Here is an 18735-nt window from a genome sequence, read left to right as displayed (position 1 = left end):
TGTATCACTGTTGTGGAGTATCTTCGGATGGATCGGCTGATTGAGCCGCATCCGCGGAGGCGTTCTCCTGCGGGGTTGCCTCCGAGCTGTCTGCCGGACTCGATTCCTCAGGCGGCGTCTCCGCCCCGGTCAGCGCGGGATCGGCGGCCGCCTCCACGATCGCCTCGGCGGTGGAAGCAGAAACCGTCATCAGTCCGGGGAGCGTCGAGCTCCTGACCGCGTAAGACGTGTCATCGCCGCCTTTCAGGAGCGTGTAGGTGCGCGTTGTCCCGTCCTCGAGCACGATGTCGAGCGCCAGCGCGGCGGTTTGATAGGCGTCGCTGTCCTCCTCGGGCACGAGCCCGTTGATGCGGATCCGGGAAAGCTGGTCGGTAAGGGCATTCACCGCATCGGCCGGCGGGTCCGTGACAGGCGTTCCCGTCGCTTGCCAGGTCGCCGTGCCGGCCGCGTTCGCATCTGTCTCACCCTGGTCTTCAGACTCCGATCCATTGCTTTCGGACGCGACCTTTTCCAGCGTGATGCCGTTCCACTTTAGCGAGGCGATTTCAGCCGGGTCGACCTGGAGTGCTGTCTTATCGAGCCAGTCGGCCCGGTCCGCGGGCGCGCGCCAGGTGGAAAAAGCGATGCGATGGACGCCGTCCTGCTCCGCGCGTCGCACATGCACCTGGCGGGTGCCCTGGGAGGTGCCCAGATAGACCGTGGCCGGGTCGCCGCTCTCACGCTCGAGCACGATCTTGCGCTCATAGGCGTCATCCGAGACGCGGAAGCGCTCGGCGGCCGTATCCGATGTCGCGACCGCCGCTCCCTGCTCCGCGCTCGCCAGATCCGCCAGCAAACCATCGACCTTTGTCGTGTCGGCCGGAAAATCGCCGGCGTCCGGCAACCGCCAGCCCTCGTCAGCGCGCGCCAGGGTCACCGATTGCCCGTCCGCATCCGAGATCGTCAGGCGCTCGACCGCATCGGCCTCGAAGGCCAGCAGAGGGGTGCCCGGCGGCTGCCCGGCAAGGCCGCCGCTCGACAGGTTCAACCAGACGGCCAGCGCGATCTGTGCAACGAACAGGCCGGAGAGTGCGATGAGTGTCGTTCTCATGCCGTCACCTCATTGAGAATGCGATCGTAGCGTGCGCGGCCGCGTGACCGCGCAATGCGGCGAAGCCCCCAGACGAGGAGCAGTCCGAGTGCGGCAAATCCGTAGTTCAGATACTCCCACATGGTCCGCTGCGTATCGGACATCGGCGCGAGCATGTTGGCGAACTGGGTTTCCCCGCGCAGGGCCAGCAGGGCCGGGTCCTCGGTGGCCCAGTCGGCGACGTTCTGCAGGAACTCCACCGGCCGGGTGTAGGTCGTTCCCGCCCCCTGCGACGCCAGATCCAGCATCAGGTCCGAAGCGAAGCCCGAAGCCGACACGACCACCAGCTTGGCGCCTGGGGGCGAGCTTTCGATGACGCCGCCGAACTCCGGTGCCGCCGGCTCGCTCTCCGCGTCGGTATCGGCACCTTCCGCATTGGCGGCCGGCTCCTCCGCGCCGTCCTGGTCCCCGGTGTCTTCGGGTGCGGAGACGAGCGGCGAGTCCTGGCCGGCAAAGGCCGATGTGAACCGGCCCGTTGCCGCGACCGCGAGCGTATGGCGTTCGCTCTCCTCGCCCGGCGCGAAGCCGGTGTCGGGATGAGCCCGGTAGTCCGGCATGACGTCCGGGTTTTCGACGGTCCAGCTTCGCGGCGAGCTCTGGATGAGCCGGGCGATGGAGAGGTCGCCCGCGGCCTCCTCGTCGATCGTAATCGGCGAGGCCCAGTTAAGCGTGAGTTGGCTCATCGCCGCCGTCACGGGATGATCCTGGGCCAGCCCGTCTTCCCGGACGTCGGGGAAGAATGGGTAGGGAACCATGCGCACCTCGCGCAGAGGGATTCCGGCAACCGTCCGTTCGGTTGGAACCGGCAGCGCCGCGCTCTGCGGGTCGAGCACCATGTTCTCGCCGATTTCTATGCCGTACCCGGTCAGCCACTCCGACAGGCCGGATTCGTGGGATGCGGCGCTCAGCGTGCGCGTCATATCGACCTGATAGGGCGAAGTGGCGAGAACGACCGAGCCGCCGCGCATCAGGAACTGGTCGATTGCGAACCGGGCCTTTTCGTCCAGCGCATCGGGAGCGAGCACCATCAGCACATCGGTCCCTTGCGGGACGCGTCCGGTCGACAGATCGGCGCTCACGACCCGTGCGTTCTCGCCGAGCCGCTGGCGCAACTGGCTGTAGCTGGGGCCTGCCGGTCCCATCATCGGGTTCGCGGCGGCCTGCGGCGACGGGGTCGCCAGCGCGATCGTGCGCAGGAAGCCCGGCGCCAGCCGCTTCGCCGCCGCCTCGATGGCCTCGCGAAAGGCTGCGGAATCCAGCTCCCCCGTTTCAGGCAGGGTAACCGGTACATTGCGCCCGTCGCCCTCGAGCCGGAGCGAGAACCAGAAGGGTTGGGGATCGAAGAGACCGGCAAGCTGCGGGCCGAGCCCGAACTCTTCCTGAAGCTGGCCGGCCAGCGCACCGCCGTCGGCCTCAGGATCCTCGAGCGAATAGGAGAAGCTGTCCGGATTGTCCGCTGCGATCTCTTCGAGAGCGGCAACCAGGTCCGCCCGTACCGGGCGCAGGCTTTCCGGCAGCGCTTCGGCCGGCGAGACATAGCCCTTGAACGCCACCCCGCCGGCAATCGCCGAAAAAGGATCGCCGCCGGAACGATAGGCCTGCGTCACCTTCCTGATGGCCGAGGTGATCGCGTATTCCGGGTTGGCGAGCCCGACATCGATGTCTTCCGCGCTCCGACCCTTGATCTCGATCAGGTCGCGGAAGCCCAGCGTCTCGTATTCGTCGCCATAGGAGACCAGAACGTCGAAATAGGAACTCACCACCGACGAACTGTAGCGGCTGGCCGTCTGGAACGGAGTGGGCCGAATGCCGAATTCCGCGGCCGATTCCTCGGCGTCCGGATTCTCGGTGGGATTGACGAATTCAACCCTGACCTCCTCGCCGCCGGCAACCGCGTATTCCGTCAGGAGATCGCGGAGCTGGGGCACCAGCGGCGAGAGCAGCGGATGGGTCTGCGTCGAAAAATAGCCGCGGATGAGCAGCGGCTCCTCAAGGCCGGACAGCGCGGTTGCCGTTGCCTCGGACAGCGTATACCGGCCACCCTGTGTCAGATCGGCGCGCGCCTGTGCGACCGGGGCAAGCCAGACATTGGCGATCAGCAGGTTCGCCACCGCCAGCGCCGCGACGCCGGAGAACAGGGCGTGCCGGCTGCCGGTGGGATTGCCGGCCCATTTGAGGCGGTGAAGCTGGTACGCGTTGAGGGCGAGAAACGCGCCTGCAATCGAGATGTAATAGTAGAGGTCGCGCAGGTCGAGCACGCCGCGCGTGATGGAATCGAAGCGCGTGCCCGAGCCGATGGCGGCGAGAATGGCGGCGAAGTCCCGTCCGGCCAGGCTCGTCAGCAGGTCCGAGCCGATGAAGAAGAACACCGCGCACACCAGGACCGTCACGATCAGCGCAATGATCGGATTGTCGGTCTGGGCGCTGACGAACAGGCCGATCGCCACGTAGGCGGCGGCCAGGAACAGTGTGGCGACATAACCGCCGACGACGGGCCCCCAGTCGAGGTTCCCCATCGTCGAAACGCTGACGGTCAGCGGCAGGGTCAGCACGAGCGCGACCGCGACCAGCGCCTCGACTGCGAGGAATTTGCCGAGAACCAGGCTCAGCGGGCGCGCCGGCGTGGTCAGAAGCGTTTCAAGCGTGCCGGCGCGCCTCTCCTCCGCCCAGGCGCGCATGGTGAGCGCGCCCGCAAGGAAGATCATCAGGACCGGCATCCATTTGAACATCGGCCGCAGATCCGCGATGTTGCGCGCGAAGAACGTCTCGACCCAGAAAGTGATGAACAGCGTCGCCGCGAGGAAACCGCCGAGGAAGATGTAGGCGGCAGGGGACGAGAAAAAGCCCGCGAACTCCTTGCGGGCGGTTGCGGAGATCTCACGCAGCATGTGCGGCCTCCCCTTCGTTGAGTTCGGCAAAAACGGTCTCGAGGTCGCGCCGATGCGGCTCCAGCGCGTAAAGCGCGGCGCCTGCATCGAGGACGGCGCGCGCGATCTCGGGCGCCGTTTCGTGCCCGGCGTCCAGCGCGAAGGCGAACCGTCCATCGACACTGTCGAGAGCCTGCACCTGTTTGACGCCGTCAAGCTGCGAAAGGCGATCCGACAGATCGTGATCCGTGGCGAGCCGCAGCCCACTGGCGGCTTCCAGCGCGTCGATCCTCTCGTCGAGCACCAACTGGCCTCGGCGCATGATCAGCACGCGCTCGCAGACCGCACGAACCTCCTGAAGAATGTGGGTCGAGAGAATGACCGTTGCGGATTGCGCCAGTTCGCGGATCAGGCCCCGCATCTCGCGCACCTGGGTCGGGTCGAGACCGTTGGTCGGCTCGTCGAGGATGATGATGTCGGGATCGTGCAGGATCGCCTGGGCGACCCCGACGCGCTGGCGGTAGCCGCGCGAGAGCGTCTCGATGCGATCCCTCGCCTTCTCGGCAAGCTGCGCGCGGCGGATGGCGCGCGCGATCTTGGCATCGCGATCGGCGGCGGCAACGCCGTGCAGACTGGCCTGGTAGTCGAGATAGTCTATCGGCGTCATTTCGGGCCAGACGGGACAGTTCTCCGGCAGATAGCCGATGCGCGCCTGGATCGCGCGCGTGTCGTGGCCCATCCGAAGACTGTCGACACGGATCGACCCCGAGGTGGGCTCGAGATAGCCCGTGAGCATCTTCATGATCGTGCTCTTGCCGGCGCCATTGTGGCCGAGCAGGCCGACGACCTCTCCCTTTCCGATCGAGAAGCTGACGTTGTCGACAGCCGTAAGGCTGCCGTAGACGCGTGTCAGCGACTCCACTTCAATCATGGTTTGACCTCCCTGCAATGTTTGGAAGCGGGTGCGAACCGAGGTTCGCGATCACGTTGTGGCGGGTGGTGGGCTCAAAAACCGTCCCGGTGGCGGCCGCGTGAACAAATGGACCATCCACAGGCTCGGCGCCGGCTTGATGCAGGGCATCATGGAATCCGCGACTGCCCAAAGGGCTCGCCCGGATAATCGAAAGGGCACGGGTCGTCGCCTTCGGCGCACACAAGGAGAGTATTCAGAAAAAGGTCTGTCGAGCGCTTTCTTCATTATTCTATTAACAAATTCAGTCTTTTGCCTCGCATAGGAAGAAAATGTGACCGCAATTGGTCAGATGCCGAAATCCTGTCGCCGGGTGACGGCGCGCCGCGAAATAGCACTCACGGCACCCGTCCAACCGGAACGGACATGCTGCCAAACCGCCATGTCAGGAGGTGCGTCGGCATGGCCCCTCAGAAGTCGAAAAGTTCGCTCAGGAACGATTCCTTCTTCTTGCGGTACGGCTTGCCGCCGTGCCCGTAGGCTTGCTGGCGGGACGACTCCTGCCTTGGCGAGGGATCCGATGGCGCCGCCGATCGCTCGATGATCTTGTCGAGTTCGCCGCGATCCAGCCACACGCCCCGGCATTTCGGGCAGTAATCGATCTCGACGCCGCTGCGTTCGGTCATGACGAGTGTTTCATTGTCAACGGGACATTGCATGCTCTCGCGTCTCCTGTTCTTGTTTCCGGCGGCCATAGACAGCTGGCGCTGTGTGAGCCCCTGCGCCTTTCGCCGCGAGCGGATGAAGGCACCGAGATCGCTTGACGCCGCGATGGATTGGCTGTCGCTCATGACGATCAGATGAAAGCGATCCCGTCGCCCGGCGTCAACAGAAAGTTCCCGGTCGGGAATAATTCGATTGGCAGGCGGAGGCCGGATGGGTACTGTCGCCGCCGTCGTCCAACGGCATTTTTCCCGGAGAACTGCATGAAGGAAAGGAGGCGCCGATGATCCGCGGATTCTTGAATGAGGGCGGCCGCTTGAGAGCGGTCGAGGGAACATCGGAGCTTCCCGAAAGCATGGTCTGGATCGATCTCGTCAACCCCTCGGACGCCGAGGAAGACGATCTCGAGAAGCGGCTCGGAATCGATATCCCGACAAGGGAGGAGATGGAGGAGATCGAGATATCGTCGCGCCTCTACAACGAGGACGGAGCCTCTTTCATGACGGCCACCCTGCCCGCGCAGGCGGATGGCGACGATCCGCAGATGCAGGCGGTGACTTTCGTTCTCACGGGCAACCGGCTAGTTACCATCCGCTATCACGAGCCCCGTGCCTTCAAGACCTTTCCCATGCGCGCCGAAAAGGTGCCGATGGGGTGCGAGACGGGCGAAGGCGTGCTCATCGCCCTGCTTGAGGCCATCGTCGACAGGCTTGCCGATATCCTGGAACGGGCGGGGCGCGACATCGACGGCATTTCGCGGGACGTGTTCCAGCACAAGGGAGCCAAGCCGACCAAGAGCCAGGATTTTCAGAAGGTCCTCGAAACCATCGGCCGCAAAGGCGACTTGACATCCAACATCCGCGACAGCCTCGTGACGCTCGAGCGGCTGGTCGGCTTCCTGGGCCAGGGAGCGATGCAGCGCAAGAGCGGCAAGGATGTGCGCGAGCGCATCAAGACGCTCGCCCGCGACGTGCGCTCGCTGGCGGACCATGCGAGCTTCCTCTCACAGAAGATCACCTTTCTGCTCGATGCGACGCTCGGCATGATCAACATCGAGCAGAACGCGATCATCAAGATCTTCTCGGTCGCCGCCGTCGTGTTCCTGCCGCCGACGCTCATCGCCTCGATCTACGGCATGAATTTCCAATTCATGCCCGAGCTCGACGAGGTCTACGGCTATCCGATGGCGCTCGGGCTCATGGTGCTCTCGGCGATACTCCCCTACGTCTATTTCAAGCGCCGCGGCTGGCTCTGAACCTGCAAGGAAATACGATAGAATGGTGACGGATTTCGGTTTGGCGGCGGCGGGCCTCGTGCTGCTGTTTCTCGGTGGAGAGGGGCTGGTTCGTGGCAGTGTCGCGCTCGCCGAGCGGTTCGGGCTGTCCAAGCTCATAATCGGACTCGTGATCGTCGGGTTCGGAACTTCGACGCCCGAACTCCTGGTCTCGGTCAATGCGGCGCTGGGCGGATCGCCCGAGATCGCACTCGGCAATGTCGTCGGCAGCAACATCGCCAATGTGTTCTTGATCCTCGGCGTGGCGGCGCTGATCATGCCCATTTCAGGATGGAAGCGCACGGCGGTGCGGGAAGCATTGGTTGCCAGTCTCGTGGCGCTGGCGCTGTTCGGGCTGGTTCAGGGACAGGTCATCACCCGGGTGGAAGGCTTCGCCCTGCTGGCCGTCCTGACCGTCTACCTGCTCGCCAGCTACTGGCTGGAGCGGCGGGAGAAGACGCTGACGGTCTTCGAACAGGAGACCGAGGAATTCGAGGATGTGCCGCTCAAGCGCGCATGGCTGCCGCCGCTCGTCTCCTTGGGCGGAATTGCCCTTCTCGTGATTGGCGCCGATCTTCTGGTGGACGGGTCGATCTCGATCGCGCGCGCGTTCGGCGTCCCCGATGCGGTGATCGGCCTTTCGCTGGTCGCCGTCGGCACCTCGCTACCCGAACTGGCGACGGCCATCGTGGCGGCGGTCCGGCGGCATTCCGATGTCGTGCTCGGCAACGTCATCGGCAGCAATATCTTCAATGTCCTCGCCATTCTCGGAACGACCGCGGTCATCCAGCCGATCGAAGTCGGCGCCCGGTTCCGCGATATCGACACGCCGGTCATGCTCGGCGCGAGCTGCGCGTTGCTCGTGCTCTTGTTCGCAACGCAACGTATCGGCCGCCTCTGGGGCATCGGCATGCTCGCCGTCTATGCCGCATACATGATCTTCCTGTTCAGGAACGGGATGGGGTCGTGATGGCGGAGGAGGCGACGGGCAATCCGCTCTTTCATCTGGTCGTTCTCGCGATCGTCCAGGGCATAACCGAGTTTCTGCCGATCAGCTCCTCGGCCCATCTGATTCTGGTTCCAGCGCTGACGGGCTGGGACGACCAGGGGCTCGCTATCGATGTGGCGATGCATATCGGCACGCTCTTCGCTGTGATGCTCTACTTCCGGCGCGATACGGCGCGGCTGGTGACCGGCGGTATCGACGCACTGCGCGGACGCATGACGGACCACGCCCGGCTCAGCCTCCAGATTGTTGCGGCGACGGTGCCGGTCGTCATTGCCGGCTTGCTGCTCAAGGATCACATCGCCAATGACTGGCGCAGCCCGGCACTCATCACCGTGACGACGCTCGTGTTCGGGATTGTCCTGTGGCTGGCCGACCGGCGCGCAGCCAAGGCCCGGGGGACGGTCGCGAATCTTAGCTGGCGCGACGCGATGATTATCGGCCTGGCGCAAGCGCTCGCCCTGGTTCCCGGTGTCAGCCGGTCCGGAATCACCATGACTGCGGCGCTCTTTCTCGGCCAGCGGCGGCCCGAGGCCGCGCGCTTCTCCCTGCTTCTGTCCATCCCGACGACAGCAGCCGCGGGCGTTCTCGGTGGCGCCGACCTCGTCCAGTCCGGCAGCGCGGCGATACAGACGGATGCGCTTGTCGCAGGTGTGCTGGCGTTCTTCAGCGCGCTTGCCGCAATAGCAGGGTTGATGGCGTGGCTCCGGCGGGCGACCCTTCTGCCGTTCGTTCTCTACCGCCTGATTTTGGCGGGACTTCTCGGAACACTCCTGGCGACAGGCATGCTTGGCAGCGCTTAGCGGCAGACAGCACCATCGGTTTGATTGACGCCGCGATTGTCAATTGAAGGCCACACCCTGGCGACCGGTCTCCCCCTCGAATGGCTACGATATGCTCGGCCCGCTCCTCTGCCGCCCGATGGTCCAGGAGATGCCGTCGCCGCGCATGATGCCGGAGACCTGCTTGCCGATGTGACGCTCGAGGACGGGCCGCCAAGGAACGAGGGTGAACTCGCGCGACTTCTCGATGACGGCGTATTTGCCGCTGGCGAGTTGGACGGAACGGCGGAGCGTGCCCTCCACCGGCTCGCCGGGGCGGGCTTCGACATAGGCAAGGCCCAACTCCTCGGAGAGCTGACCGGCCACGCGAGTAAGCTCGCGCCGGCGCAAAACGGCAAGCATGTTGGCACGATAGACGATCCGATCCTGTTCCTCGTAAGCCAATTCTTCGGCGATCAGCCATTGCCGACGGCGCGCCTGGGCCTCACGCACCTCCCGGCCGAAACCGGAGTCGCGGGTGGGCTCGGGATGATCCGAGACGAGCTGGCGGTCGAGCCAGGTCGCCCCGTCGGCGCCCGCTTGTTGGTCGAGCGTGAGATGGGAAAGCTTCTCCACAATGACCGGCGCTGCGCGAGCCAGGCTCCGCTCGTACTCCACCACCCTGTCAAGATGGTCGGGCTCAATGATCCAACTACCGTTGGGCTCGCGGGCGACGCCACCGGTGGCGCGGCGGATGGCCTCGAGCCGCCGCACATGGGTCTCGGCGTATTCCTCGGTGGCGCGGGGATCATGCTTGAGGTGCAGGTCGATGGTGTAGCGCCCGTCGTTGGCGCCGGCGACCTCGGCGACGGTTCGGTCCACTCGCCGAGGCTCGATGGTCTTCGGCGTCACCCGCACGATATTGCCGTCCGATGTCGGCTCGGTCGCCTCGCCCCTGCCGATGTCGACGTAATGGGTCCGCCCATCCACCCCGTCGACGATCAGATAGTGGCGGTCGTGAAGTTCGTCGGATAGTCCGCGCGCCACCACGCGCCCGATGACGGACTTCGTGTTCGCGTCCGTTGGGTCGAGGATCGCGTAATCGCCGGGGCTGCGGGCGATGTTTTGCCCGGCCATTTCGCGGTGCATAGTCTTGATGATGTCGCCGCGCTCGCCCATGCGGCGGAGCGTATCCTCCAGCTCCACTTCCAGCCGCCATTGGCTGGGGCGAAGTTCCTCGGCCAAGCCGAGCCGCTTCAGCTTCTGCAGCCGGCTCACGCGCAGACTCTGCCGGAAGGCGTCGCGGTCGGTCGCGGCGACGAGACCAGTATCGTCCATGTCGCGGATGAGGCGGCGGTCGATGCTGGTCAGGCGCTCCTGCTCGACCTCATGACGCAGCCGGCTCTCGATCTCGAAATCCGAGCGCGGCCCGAAATCCAGGCTGACGATCTCGGCGGCGCGTTCGCGCATGCCGGTGGTGATGTAATCGCGGGCGATGATGAGGTCCTTGCCGCGCTCGTCGCGGCCGCGCACCAGGATATGCGTGTGCGGATGGCCGGTGTTGTAGTGATCGACGGCCACCCAATCGAGCTTGGTCCCGAGATCTTCCTCCATGCGTGTCATCAGGCGGCGTGTGAGCGGCTTGAGGTCGTCGTATTCCGCGCCGTCCTCGGCTGAGACGATGAAGCGGAACTGGTGGCGGTCGCCCTCCGAGCGCTCCAGGAAGGCTCTTCCGTCCGCCCGGTCCTGCTCGGCGCCGTAAAGCTCGCCCGGCTCACCCTCGCGTGTCACGCCGTCGCGCTGGATATAGCGCAGATGCGCCCGCGCCCCGTCCATCCCCTTCCCGGCCAGCTTGACGATGCGGGATTTGATGATGACGCGGCGCTGGCGGAAAGCAGCGTAACGATCGCGATTGGCGAGCACATGCCCGACGCCGGCGCCGCGCCCGATGCGGCTGCCGGTGAAGCGGGACTTGCGTGTGCCGCCCGCCCCGCCGCGCGCGAGGTTCGACGCGGCGAGAACCTGATGCAGGAATTTGCGTCCGCCCTTCGAGCCGCGCGACCGGATCTTGCCGAGTTTGGGTTTGAAATTGTCGTCGTCGAACACGGTCTGCTCCTCATAGACCCCAATAGAATGGCCACGAAACGAGCCTCTGGAAATTGGTGCCAACCGACCGCAGGAAATCCGGGGCATTGCGGCCCCCATGGCACCACGGCGGTGGTGCGTAGCACCATCCGCCGACGGAAAAACCAATGTGCAGACAAAGGCTTACGATCCGCGACTTGGCGGATGGTGCCGGAGCTTCATCTTGCCTTACGCGGCTTCCATCAGCCTGTCTGCGACCATCCACGATCATCTGCGATTACGTCGACTGATGGCGAGAAAGCCCGGCGGCGGCGAAGCCACGCCGCCGGACTGCGGTGAACACGAATATCGGGGCGGGAAACGGACTCCGGACGCGCATGTCCGGTCTCATTTCTCGTCGGATTTTCGTTGGGAGAGCGGCACGAAAAGCTCACCATTAGCGACGGAATCTTCGTTGCCTGCGGCCTCGCTTTTCGTCGTCGAGAGCGAGAAAAAGAGCCGCTGCCCGGACGCGATTTGATCGGGATTCCGCGTGCCGGTCGGCGGGGAATTCGTTCCGTCCGAAGCGAGATGGCCCGCACCCGTGAGCATCTCTGCGATGCGCGCGACATAGTCGCGGGTCTCGGCGGGAAGCGGCTTTCCGGTCCGCAGATGATCCTCGTAGCGGCCCGGTCCGGCGTTGTAGGCGGCGAACAGCGCCGGATGACCGAAGCGGTCCTGCATGGCCTTGAGGTAGGCGGTGCCGGCGAGGATGTTCGTGCGCGGATCGAAGGGATCGGCGCCGAGATCATGTTGATCGCGCAACTCGGCCCAGGTCTCCGGCATGAGCTGCATCAGACCCATGGCGCCCTTGGAGGAGATGGCCTTCAGGTTGCCGCTGCTCTCGGCCATGATGACCGCCTCGATCCATCTGGCGGGGATGCCGAAACGCTGCGACGCTTCGGCGATATGGGCTTGCCATTTGTCGAGAACACCGGCTTCGGCGGGCGTGATGATGGCGGCCGTGGCCGCAAAGATGAGGGGGCTCAGTCGGTCCATAGCGGCGCGAGCCTCCCGATCACGCGGGCGCTCGTCACCGGCCCGAAATAGCGGCTGTCGAAGGAGTCCGGTGCGTCGCCCAAGAGGAAGAATTCGCCCTGGACAAGTTCCCGGCATTCATTCCAGCGCGGCAGGGAACGTCCTGCCCGATCCACCTTGCGCTGGCGGGCAACGATTTCGCCATTAACGATGACGCCCCCGTCGAAGGCGCAAACATCATCCCCGGCGACGGCGGCAATGCGCTTGATGAGCGGCACGCCGGCGGGCAGATAGCCGCGGATGGCGGCCAGCTTTTCGATGGATTTCGGGATGCGGACCAGGACGAAGTCGCCGCGTTCTGGCGCGCCGGAAATAACACGATAGAGACCGATCGGCGCGCTGGCCGAGGCGTTCCAGACAAGGCGCGGCTGGGGGTGCGCGATGGCGGAGAAGCCGACGAGCGCGATGCCCGCAAGCATGGCGGCAAGAGGACGAACGGCAGGCCCTTTCATCCGCGTTCTCTCCCGTCAGATGTGGAGGAATGCCGCCGTCCTTCCGACCAGGCATCGAGGTCGGCGATGTGGTAGCGGACAAAGCGGCCATGCTTGCGGAAGCGCGGGCCGTTGCCCGTCAGGCGCATCTTTTCAAGGGTGCGGAAGGAGAGGCCGAGATAGAATGCGGCCTCCCGCGTGGAGAGGAATGGCGAGCCTTTGCGAGCCTCGGCCGCCCTCGATGTGTGATCGATCATCCTTTGGCTCCTTTCGGCGAAGATCGACGCGAATGGGCGAAGGATGTCGGCGGGGAGCGCGCTTGCTCAGGATCGAAAAACGGGGGGTGCCAAAAACGATCCCCCCTCGCGATGGATGGACGAGAGACCGGCGTCCGGCTCGAAAACGCCGCGAAAAGCGGGGCTCAGTGCCCCGCCTCCGCGGTGTTCAGCAGCGCCTCGAGCGCTGCTTCCATCTCCGCGATCTGCCGCTTGGCCTCGATGCGCTCGCGCCTCGGCAGGCCATTGCGGAGCTCCATATTGACGAGCCAGATGCTCTCGCGCAGCTCGTCCTCGGCGTAGAAATGGCCGCGATATTCAACGCGGATGTCGTGGGCGAAATTGATCTGGATGGACATGGGAACCTCCTTGATTGAGCCGTTCTCTTGGTCAGAGAACGGGGTCCCCGGTCATCCGGATAGAGCCTGTCAAGGACGGCGAAGCCGCCGCGAAGCGGGCGCGGGAGGAGCCAAAATGCGGAGTGGAGCGCCAGCGGAACGGAGCATTTTGGAGGGTGCCCGCGATCCTTTACAGGCTCGTTGCGCCGGATGGCAGAATGGGAAGATCGAGACGGAAAGCCCGTCGGCGCGACCAGCGCCGACACCGCTTGGATTGCGGCGGTCGGGCGCGGCGGAATGCATGAAGATAAGCCCCGCCGGATGCGCTCCGGCGGGGTCTTCGGGAGTGGGCGGGATCAGCGCTCGCGCGGCTCCCACAGGGCGAGGTGCGAGGTGCCGTCCTCCATCGGCGTCTCCAGCTTGACGAGGCGGGCGCGCACCCAGTTGGGGCCGAATTCCGGCGCGGCGATCTTGAGGTTCAGGTAGGTCTCGCCGCTCGACTTGGCGACCTGGCTCCAGCCGGCGCCGACCTCGTAGCGCTGGCCGTTGCCGGCATAGACGCGATAGTCGGGGGCGTTTTCGGACATCTTGTCCACGGGGACGACGACGAGGTTGGCGGTGACGTTGAGGGTCTTGAGGGTCCCAGTGAAGCTGCCGTCGTTCTGCTTGGTGAACGTGCCGAGGGTGATGGCCATGGTGATGATCCTTTCGCTGTTCGTCGCAGGGACCATCCCTGCGATGGCTCCAGCGGAAAGACCGCATAGGCGGGCCGGTTCACCCGCAGCGTGAGCGGAGGGCCGGAACGAAGTGGAGGACCCGCCGGAAGGGAAAATTTGGAGCGAAGCGGGCGCGAGGAATGCCGGGAAAAGTTGACGGCTTCGCCGTCACCCGAAGGGGCGCAGCGTCAGCGGAGCACTTTTCGCGGCAGGGGAAATTTTCCCGGACGGCGGGTTGAACGGACCGGCGCGGGATTTACGCGATGAGAGACATGCAGGGATGGTGACTGCCTCGATGAACAGTTGGCGAAGGAGCGCCATGGCCTTTCCCGCCACCGAATTCACCGCATCGGACGACGGCTTGGCTGGGGTTACAACGACACGAAAACCGCCAACCACTCGGGCTTCGACCGCGCTCAGGCATGTCCAAAGCTCCCGCTGCGCGCCGTTGACGGCATCGCCGCGGCGATGAAACTGGCGCCGGTGCGCCACCGTAGCCGCAGGCAGCGAGACCAATCCGACCGCCTGCGTGCCGTGCCCCTTTCGACCGCATACGCACGCCCATCGGAGCCGGAGATGCAGGAAAGATGGCGTTCCGGCCTGCCCTTGGGAGCCATAGTCAGCGCCGCATTCTCATCTCCAGGCCCCGTCACCATCGCCTCCGGCGGGGCGCGCCTTGGCCGGCGCTGTTGGACCGCCACCCGCCCGCGGAGCGGGCGCTCGCGCCAGGGATCGAAGCCGAAGGCCGAAACGCCGAAGGCGGTTCGGTTCACGAGAGCCCGGCGCGCGGGGCTTGTCCCCGCGCGGGCGCCACATCTTCCGGCACCCTTCTCACCCTATTACGTTTGCCGCGAGAAGGGCTTCTCTGATGCCCTGGGCTGGTTTGATCTACGGCAAATTTCACAAACGATGGTAGATTCAATCTTGGGTTATTGTAGAGCCGTCGAACAATTGGGGGGACCTGGGCGTGAGCAAATCGGGTGACATCACGAAGAAGGGAAAGATAGCGGCGAAATCGCTGGCCCATCGATTGACGGGGTTCTCGCTGCCATTTTTTGGGGTTCAGTGGACGCCTCCCGCTGACGAACGAGAGATTATCCGGCGGTTGCTGACCGCGCTGGAAGACCGGCGTGTTCTTTTCGTCCCATACCATCTCGAAGTCGTCTCACAAGTGACCGCTTCGGTCCTGCATGTGCGCGAACTGCTGACAGAGACGTTGCAAGCTCTGCCCGAGACCGCTCGGGCCGCCGGATCCATCCGTGCCATGCGCGCCGCCTGTCGAAGGTTCCTCGAGGAGCCGCATCCGGATTTCCGCAACCTGCCACCCCTGTATGGCAGAGGTCGCTTCGGCGACGAAGAAGGCAGCCCACCATTCTTCGTCGCTCTTGGGGAACTGCGGGCGACGTTTGGCACCCACGTCGCAGCCCTCGCCTATCAATATGGCATCGATGTCGAGGGCGAGCTCGCATCGATTCTTCCCTCGGCGGACGATGCATCATGAAGGTGCTGCGACAGACGCGGAGCGGACGGGGCAAGCTGTCGGCCGGAAGCATCTCATGAGCGATGTCTTGACCTCCGCTGCGGTCTGGCGAGCCGAAAAATCGGTCGGCATCACTGGACACACGCGCCATCGGCATAACCCAAGTCCGATCTCCGTGGGCTTCAATGCCCCCGGTATGTGCAAGACCCTGACGTTCGGGCCGACCGCTCTTGCGGCGTCGATGGCAAGAACGGCAACGCTGCGGGATGCACCGCCGGAAATGTTGGCGCGGTGGGGAGACAGCGCCCTGACTGAAGTGGAATGGCTGATCGAGGATGGCCCCGCATTCGCGCTCACACAGCACATCAACTCGCTGGCCGACGCCGAAAGGACCACCTTCGCCGGGCGCCTCGGAGCCGGCGTCACCGACCTGCTCATGAATGCGCTCGGCTATACGTGGCGAGACAATGCTGTCTGCCTTTCGAGTGCGCTCGCCCCGCATGCCGACTTCATCTATGGCGACGGTGCGGTTTCGGGCTACGGAGTGGTGCTGGCGGAAGCGCGTGGATCGTTTGCCGCCAACGTGTCGGCCGCGACCATCACCGGACAGGCACAGCGCAAGTACAGCAAGCAGGTGAAGCCCCATCTGGCGGCCGAATCGCTCCACGGTAAGGTCATTCACGGCTACTCGATCGCGTTTGGCTCAAGACCAGGATCAGCGGGCGCCTTTCTGCATGCTGCCGAGACGCGCATTTCCAAGCCGCGTGGCAAGCGGTCGCCTCCTACGGAACCGCCCCCAGGCTCGAGCCCGGAGTCGACGCCGACCTCGCTCGCGCTCGCGACGCATCGCGCCAATTTTTCTCTCATGGATGCGCCGAGCGTTGTAGCTTGGATCGATTGGGCTCGCGCTGGAGGGGAGCGCCCCGATGTTGATTCACCACTCAGCTTCCTGGCAATTCCATACGCGGGTCGAACGTTTCTCGCCAGCGCGGAACCCCTCTGGCCATTCCACGACTATCCCCACTGGCTGGACGACCTCTGGCATGATCCGAGATGGTGGCCGCGTTTTCCGCGAAGGCGCTTGCTACGACGAAGCGGCGATGGCTTTGCGGGATGGTTCGTCATGGAGGAAAAGTCCGCTGAACGGTTTCTGAACTCCCTGAGCGCGATCATTCGCAGCGGGCGAGAGAACATGCCCGCAGTCCTCGAACTTCCACGTGTCGAACCCTCCGGTTTCGCCATGGATCGAGGCGAAGAGAGCGATGTTTCGTCCGAATCTGAATACGCCTACGCGCTATATCGGGATGGTCTGGCATTGCTGGGCAGCCCACCACCACGGCGCATAGTCGGACATAGAACCTGGTCTCCGGAAGAAGGAATGCGGAGCGGCTGAGCTGGGTTCGGCCCGCAGGAGCAGACGTGTCTGCGCCGGCATTCAATGGAGCAAGACTTGCATGAGAATGGGGCGGCGCATTACGCGCCGCCCTCGCCAAATTTCCACACCGCGATCCCCATCTTCCGCGCCTTGTCGGCGAGGTTCTGGGAGATACCGGAGCCGGGAAAGGCGATGACGCCGATGGGCATTGCTTCGAGCATCTGGTCGTTGCGCTTGAAGGGCGCGGCGTTCCGATGGCGGGTCCAATCGGGCTTGAAGACGATTTGCGGTATGCCGCGATTGTCGGCCCAGCAGGCGGCGATCTTCTCGGCGCCCTTGGGCGATCCGCCATGGATGAGCACCATGTCGGAATGCTTGGCGCGCGCCTTATCGAGGGCCTCCCAGATGCGGGCGTGATCGTTGCAGTCGACGCCACCGGTGAAGACGATGCGCGGACCGACGGGCAGCAGCGGCTCAATCTCGGCCCGGCGCTTGGCGGCCAGAAAATCGCGGCTGTCGATCATGGCCGCCGTCATCGTCCGCCGGTTCGTCATCGAGCCGGTATGCGGCCGCCAGGCGGAACCAGTCGCAGATTCGAACTGGATGGCGGCAAGATCGCGGAGGTTCTCGAAGGCGGCGCGGCGTTCGAGCAATGCCTCGCCACGGGCAATCAGGCGCTCGAGCTCGACGGACTTGACCTCCGAGCCGTCCTGCTCGCTTGCCAAGCGGCGCTGCGCCATCTCGTTGTCGTCGAGCATGCGATCGAGATAGCCGAGGCGGCGGTGGAAAAGATTGGCGAAGCCCCAGAGGACGTCGTCGAGATCGTCGTCGAGCGCCGTATCGGCCATGAGGGCAATGAGGGCGGCTGCGGCGGTCTCGATCTCCTGCTCGGCCCGGTCGGCTTCGGGCACGGTCAGGCGCTCCGGATCGTCCGGGCCGGGACGGGCGCCGTGAAGCGCCATTTCGTCGAGGACACGGGCGGTTGGCGATGCCGCGTGGTGGGGTTCGAAGGCGTCGTCGGTGAAGAGGTCGTGCAGCATGGGTCTGTCTCCCGGTTCCGAGGCCGCGCCCGTCGCGGCCTTTCCGGGGATCGCCCACCGGAGGCGCAAGGCCGGGCCGCACCCGCAGGGCCGGAACGCCAGTGGAGGACGGCGAAGCCGTTGCGGCTTGGCCTGCCTCCGGCAGATCCCCCTCCTGGAAAGGCCGTGGCGCGGCCCTTGCCGAACCGGGAGGCCGGCCCAATGCTCGCTCATCGCCATCCGGCGCTGAGGACCTTCACGCGCATCGCGTCCGTCCGCCCGCGACAAGGAAACGCTGAACATCGTCCGGGAAGAGCTGCTCTGCGAGCCATGCCCTGAGCCGGTCCGGGCCGAGGGTGAGGAGATCGGCGTTGAGATCCTCCGTCCTCGGTGCCAGCGCGCGGATGTCGATATCGCCGGCTCTGGAGCGGGCGCGCAAGCGTTCCAGCGCGAAACGCCCGGCCTCGTCATTGTCGCGCGCGACATAGAGACGGCGCAGCGTGGGCGGGAACACCAGGGCAGCGAGGTGGGCGGCGGAGAGTGCGGCGGCGACCGGCATGGCGGGCATCACGGTCTTGAGCGCCAGCGCCGTTTCGATGCCTTCCGCCGCCGCCAGTACGTCGGAGGCAAGGCCGAGCCGGACCGCGTTTCCGGCAAGATGGCCTATGGCGCGACGCGGCTGATCGAGAGGCGCCTTGCCGCCGTCAGGATCAAGCCAGGTGCGATGCACGCCAGTGATGGCGCCGCCCTGATCGGTGACGGCGGCGATGAGCGCCGGCCATATCTCGCGCCCCGCAGGCCCGCGATGAAAGCAGCGCGGATGGAAGCGCAGAGCGGCAACGTCCGCAGGTAGAATGATGCCGCGGCTTTGGAGATAGCGTTCGGCCAGCGTGCCCCGGATCGGCTTCGACGCGGCAAAGAGCCGCCGCGCCGCTTCGGAAGAGCCCGACGGCGCGGGCGGGGCGACTGTGCGGATCGGCAGAACGGGCAGACTGAGGAATCCCCGCGCCTCATCGAGCGCGGCGCGGAAGCCGAGGCCGCGATTGAGGGCGATGAGGTCGAGAAGATCGCCATGCGTTCCATCAGCGGCATCGCAAAACTTCCCGGCACGTTCGCCGGAAAGGTGCACATAAAGACTCCGCCCCGGCGTTCCCATGACATCGCCGCAGATCCAGTATCGGCCCTGGCGGCGGCCATTCGGCAGGTAGTAGCGGCACACCGCCTCGGCCTGTTCACCGAGACGGCGCGCCAGATCGGCGGCGCGGGACAT

General features: G+C 65.2%; 18 protein-coding genes. 5 read left to right on the top strand and 13 right to left on the bottom strand.

The window, feature by feature from the left end:
• Positions 1–4: 4 nt before the first annotated feature.
• The 4 genes from I9P22_RS03060 to I9P22_RS03045 all read right to left on the bottom strand — a co-directional run bounded on the left by I9P22_RS03060 (position 5) and on the right by I9P22_RS03045 (position 5625).
• Positions 5–1090 carry a DUF4340 domain-containing protein gene (locus I9P22_RS03060; protein WP_199257924.1) on the bottom strand — a complete coding sequence of 362 codons (1086 nt, stop codon included), beginning with the start codon at positions 1088–1090 and terminating at the stop codon, positions 5–7.
• A complete protein-coding gene (locus tag I9P22_RS03055; RefSeq protein WP_199257923.1) occupies positions 1087–4017 on the bottom strand; it encodes a Gldg family protein in 2931 nt (976 codons plus the stop codon). The genes I9P22_RS03060 and I9P22_RS03055 overlap by 4 nt, the downstream gene beginning before the upstream one ends.
• A complete protein-coding gene (locus tag I9P22_RS03050) occupies positions 4007–4927 on the bottom strand; it encodes an ABC transporter ATP-binding protein (RefSeq protein ID WP_199257922.1) in 921 nt (306 codons plus the stop codon). Before I9P22_RS03050 ends, I9P22_RS03055 begins: the two co-directional genes overlap by 11 nt.
• 449 nt (positions 4928–5376) lie before the next feature.
• Positions 5377–5625 carry a TFIIB-type zinc ribbon-containing protein gene (locus I9P22_RS03045; RefSeq protein ID WP_199257953.1) on the bottom strand — a complete coding sequence of 83 codons (249 nt, stop codon included), beginning with the start codon at positions 5623–5625 and terminating at the stop codon, positions 5377–5379.
• 287 nt (positions 5626–5912) lie between these two features.
• Between I9P22_RS03045 and corA the strand changes: the two genes are divergently transcribed.
• The 3 genes from corA to I9P22_RS03030 are packed head-to-tail and all read left to right on the top strand — an operon-like array spanning position 5913 to position 8711.
• Positions 5913–6884 (top strand): magnesium/cobalt transporter CorA, encoded by a 972-nt coding sequence (gene corA, locus I9P22_RS03040; protein ID WP_199257921.1) that lies wholly within the window; start codon positions 5913–5915, stop codon positions 6882–6884.
• Between the two features lie 22 nt (positions 6885–6906).
• Positions 6907–7872, top strand: a complete 966-nt coding sequence (locus tag I9P22_RS03035) for a calcium/sodium antiporter (protein WP_199257920.1) — start codon at positions 6907–6909, stop codon at positions 7870–7872.
• Positions 7872–8711, top strand: coding sequence for an undecaprenyl-diphosphate phosphatase (locus I9P22_RS03030; protein WP_199257919.1), 840 nt, complete (start codon positions 7872–7874; stop codon positions 8709–8711). Before I9P22_RS03035 ends, I9P22_RS03030 begins: the two co-directional genes overlap by 1 nt.
• A gap of 84 nt (positions 8712–8795) precedes the next feature.
• On the opposite strand, the gene rlxS is transcribed toward I9P22_RS03030, so the two are convergent.
• The 7 genes from rlxS to I9P22_RS02995 form a co-directional block, all read right to left on the bottom strand.
• Positions 8796–10775 carry a relaxase/mobilization nuclease RlxS gene (gene rlxS, locus I9P22_RS24780; protein WP_332908991.1) on the bottom strand — a complete coding sequence of 660 codons (1980 nt, stop codon included), beginning with the start codon at positions 10773–10775 and terminating at the stop codon, positions 8796–8798.
• Between the two features lie 366 nt (positions 10776–11141).
• A complete protein-coding gene (locus I9P22_RS03020) occupies positions 11142–11792 on the bottom strand; it encodes a lytic transglycosylase domain-containing protein (protein ID WP_199257917.1) in 651 nt (216 codons plus the stop codon).
• Positions 11780–12283, bottom strand: coding sequence for a conjugative transfer signal peptidase TraF (gene traF / locus I9P22_RS03015; RefSeq protein WP_199257916.1), 504 nt, complete (start codon positions 12281–12283; stop codon positions 11780–11782). The genes I9P22_RS03020 and traF overlap by 13 nt, the downstream gene beginning before the upstream one ends.
• Positions 12280–12519, bottom strand: coding sequence for a helix-turn-helix transcriptional regulator (locus I9P22_RS03010; protein ID WP_199257915.1), 240 nt, complete (start codon positions 12517–12519; stop codon positions 12280–12282). Before I9P22_RS03010 ends, traF begins: the two co-directional genes overlap by 4 nt.
• Positions 12520–12683: 164 nt before the next feature.
• Entirely contained in the window at positions 12684–12896 is a 213-nt protein-coding gene (locus I9P22_RS03005; protein ID WP_199257914.1) for a hypothetical protein, read from the bottom strand.
• A gap of 335 nt (positions 12897–13231) precedes the next feature.
• Positions 13232–13606, bottom strand: a complete 375-nt coding sequence (locus I9P22_RS03000; protein WP_021225994.1) for a DUF736 domain-containing protein — start codon at positions 13604–13606, stop codon at positions 13232–13234.
• A 153-nt stretch (positions 13607–13759) separates the two neighbouring features.
• Positions 13760–14107, bottom strand: coding sequence for a hypothetical protein (locus I9P22_RS02995; RefSeq protein ID WP_199257913.1), 348 nt, complete (start codon positions 14105–14107; stop codon positions 13760–13762).
• A gap of 451 nt (positions 14108–14558) precedes the next feature.
• On the opposite strand from I9P22_RS02995, the gene I9P22_RS02990 reads away from it, so the two are divergent.
• Both I9P22_RS02990 and I9P22_RS02985 read left to right on the top strand, forming a co-directional pair.
• On the top strand, positions 14559–15092 hold the full coding sequence (locus I9P22_RS02990; RefSeq protein WP_199257912.1) for a DUF6650 family protein: 534 nt from the start codon (positions 14559–14561) through the stop codon (positions 15090–15092).
• A gap of 55 nt (positions 15093–15147) precedes the next feature.
• The gene (locus tag I9P22_RS02985) at positions 15148–16464 is read left to right on the top strand and encodes a hypothetical protein (protein WP_199257911.1); all 1317 of its coding nucleotides are present in this window, start codon (positions 15148–15150) and stop codon (positions 16462–16464) included.
• A gap of 80 nt (positions 16465–16544) precedes the next feature.
• Here the strand turns inward: I9P22_RS02985 and I9P22_RS02980 are convergent, their stop codons facing one another.
• Together I9P22_RS02980 and I9P22_RS02975 are read right to left on the bottom strand one after the other, a co-directional pair.
• Positions 16545–17486: a DUF2493 domain-containing protein gene (locus tag I9P22_RS02980; RefSeq protein WP_199257910.1), complete on the bottom strand. Its 942-nt coding sequence runs from the start codon at positions 17484–17486 to the stop codon at positions 16545–16547.
• Between the two features lie 235 nt (positions 17487–17721).
• Positions 17722–18735, bottom strand: a complete 1014-nt coding sequence (locus I9P22_RS02975; RefSeq protein ID WP_199257909.1) for a DUF7146 domain-containing protein — start codon at positions 18733–18735, stop codon at positions 17722–17724.

Origin of the sequence: Paracoccus binzhouensis (assembly GCF_016446475.1) — a bacterium.
Taxonomy (GTDB): Bacteria; Pseudomonadota; Alphaproteobacteria; order Rhodobacterales; family Rhodobacteraceae; genus Paracoccus; species Paracoccus binzhouensis.
The sequence above is the reverse complement of the archived record's forward strand: the minus strand, read 5'-3'. Positions and strand labels throughout refer to the sequence as shown.

Excerpts from the sequence above, each read along its gene's own strand:
- I9P22_RS03060 (WP_199257924.1), bottom strand. The coding sequence starts at position 1,090 with ATGAGAACGACACTCATCGCACTCTCCGGCCTGTTCGTTGCACAGATC.
- I9P22_RS03055 (WP_199257923.1), bottom strand. The coding sequence starts at position 4,017 with ATGCTGCGTGAGATCTCCGCAACCGCCCGCAAGGAGTTCGCGGGCTTT.
- I9P22_RS03050 (WP_199257922.1), bottom strand. The coding sequence starts at position 4,927 with ATGATTGAAGTGGAGTCGCTGACACGCGTCTACGGCAGCCTTACGGCT.
- I9P22_RS03045 (WP_199257953.1), bottom strand. The coding sequence starts at position 5,625 with ATGCAATGTCCCGTTGACAATGAAACACTCGTCATGACCGAACGCAGC.
- corA (WP_199257921.1), top strand. The coding sequence starts at position 5,913 with ATGATCCGCGGATTCTTGAATGAGGGCGGCCGCTTGAGAGCGGTCGAG.
- I9P22_RS03035 (WP_199257920.1), top strand. The coding sequence starts at position 6,907 with ATGGTGACGGATTTCGGTTTGGCGGCGGCGGGCCTCGTGCTGCTGTTT.
- I9P22_RS03030 (WP_199257919.1), top strand. The coding sequence starts at position 7,872 with ATGGCGGAGGAGGCGACGGGCAATCCGCTCTTTCATCTGGTCGTTCTC.
- I9P22_RS03020 (WP_199257917.1), bottom strand. The coding sequence starts at position 11,792 with ATGGACCGACTGAGCCCCCTCATCTTTGCGGCCACGGCCGCCATCATC.
- traF (WP_199257916.1), bottom strand. The coding sequence starts at position 12,283 with ATGAAAGGGCCTGCCGTTCGTCCTCTTGCCGCCATGCTTGCGGGCATC.
- I9P22_RS03010 (WP_199257915.1), bottom strand. The coding sequence starts at position 12,519 with ATGATCGATCACACATCGAGGGCGGCCGAGGCTCGCAAAGGCTCGCCA.
- I9P22_RS03005 (WP_199257914.1), bottom strand. The coding sequence starts at position 12,896 with ATGTCCATCCAGATCAATTTCGCCCACGACATCCGCGTTGAATATCGC.
- I9P22_RS03000 (WP_021225994.1), bottom strand. The coding sequence starts at position 13,606 with ATGGTCCCTGCGACGAACAGCGAAAGGATCATCACCATGGCCATCACC.
- I9P22_RS02985 (WP_199257911.1), top strand. The coding sequence starts at position 15,148 with ATGAGCGATGTCTTGACCTCCGCTGCGGTCTGGCGAGCCGAAAAATCG.
- I9P22_RS02980 (WP_199257910.1), bottom strand. The coding sequence starts at position 17,486 with ATGCTGCACGACCTCTTCACCGACGACGCCTTCGAACCCCACCACGCG.
- I9P22_RS02975 (WP_199257909.1), bottom strand. The coding sequence starts at position 18,735 with ATGTCCCGCGCCGCCGATCTGGCGCGCCGTCTCGGTGAACAGGCCGAG.